This window comes from Streptomyces sp. NPDC102274, assembly GCF_044766385.1.
Lineage (GTDB): Bacteria > Actinomycetota > Actinomycetes > Streptomycetales > Streptomycetaceae > Streptomyces.
Genome location: NZ_JBIWLW010000139.1, coordinates 1 through 1678 on the forward strand (window position 1 = coordinate 1; position 1678 = coordinate 1678).

At 72.4% G+C, this 1678-nt stretch carries 1 protein-coding gene; it reads right to left on the reverse strand.

What is annotated here, in order from left to right; all coding sequences use genetic code 11:
• The coding region (locus tag ACIRQP_RS42420) for a beta-ketoacyl reductase (protein ID WP_403900831.1) at window positions 1–1678 on the reverse strand (1678 nt) is incomplete at both ends.

Sequence of the window (1678 nt, forward strand, 5' to 3'; positions counted from 1 at the left end):
CGCACCCGCCACCCCCAGAACCACAGCCGCTTCACGCTGGACGAGTTGGGTGAGACGGACCAGCCGCTCGGCCTCGGGAACCGCGGCCAACTGGTTGCGCAGCCCCGACGGAGTCGCCGCGGACTCACCCGCACGCTTGCGACGGGCCCGCACCAGCCCGCGGTAGAGGGCGGGGACGGGTTCACCGCTGTCCGCTTCGCGCTGCAGGGAGGCGAGTTCGAGTCTTACGGGTACGAGGTGGGGAAGCTCGTGCATGAGAGCCGTGTCGAGGGCGGCCAGGCCCTGCTTCTCGCTCAGCGCGCCGACGCCCTGGCGTCGCAGCCGCGCCAGCTCCGCCTGGCCGAGGCCGGCGGTCAGCCCGATCCCGGCCTGTTGCCACAGTCCCCACGAGAGGCTGGTCGCGGGCAGCCCGGCGGAGTGCCGGCGGGCTGCCAGGGCGTCCACGAACGCGTTGGCAGCGGCGTAGTTACTCTGTCCCGCCCCGCCGAGGACCCCGGCGGCCGACGAGAACAGGACGAACGCCGCGAGGTCCATGTCCCGCGTCAGCTCGTCCAGGTGCAGTGCGCCCTGGGCTTTCGGGGCCCACACGTGGGCGAGGCGCTGGGCGTCCTGGGCCGACAGCACACCGTCGTCCAGCACTGCCGCCAGGTGGAACACCCCTGTCCAGGGGGGCCCGCCGTCGGACAGTACCGCCGCGACCTCGTCGCGGCTCGACACGTCACACGCGACAATCCGGACGGTCTCGGCCCCGGCCGCGGTCAGCTCCGCCACCAGTTCCCCGGCCCCTGTCGCGTCCGGCCCGCGCCGGGAGGTCAGAACCAGATGCCGTACGCCGTGGTCCCGTACGAGGTGACCGGCCACCGCGCGGCCCAGTTCTCCCGTGCCGCCTGTGATCAGTACACGGCCGTGGGCGGCGAAGACGGGGGCCTCCCCGCCGGCCGCCGCTCGTACCAGGCGGGCCACCCGGACCTCACCCCCACGCACGGCGACCTCTGGCTCGCCCGGGATGAACGGCACCTCGATGTCTTCGTCGACGTCGACGAGGTGGATCGTGCGTTCCGGGTACTCGCTGCGCGCCGTGCGCAGCAGGCCCCACAGGGGCGCGTGTGCCAGGTCGCGGACTCCGTCGCCGGTGTCCACCGCGCTACGTGTGACCCATGTCAACTCGGTCTGTTCCAGCCGCGGCTCGGACAGGACCCGCTGTACGAGAGCGAGGGCTTCGCTCACCATGTACCTGCCGGCTCCGGCCGGGGAGTCGTCTCCCTCGGTCACGCCCGTCGCGTCGATGACGAGCCGCCGGGGCGGTTCGATGCCCTCGTCCAGCCGTGCGAAGAGGCCATCGGTCTGCGCGATACTCTCCGCGCCCAGGGCGCGGGCGACTTCGCCGTTGCCGCCGAGGACCCAGGTCTCCTCCTCCGGTGCTTCCTCCGGTGCCGGGGCGGGCTGGAATTCGACGCGGTACACGTGCTCGGCCGACGCGGCTGTCCGGATCTGGTCCATGGACGCCTCGCGCAGTTGCAATCCCTGTGCGTGGGCGACGGGCCGCCCGGCCGGGTCTGCCACGGTCACACGTACGGTGTGGGCCGTGTCGTCCACGTCGATGCGTACGCGTAGTTCGGTGGCGCCGGAGGCATACAGCTCGACACCGGTCCACTCGAAGGGCAGCAGGACCTGCCTG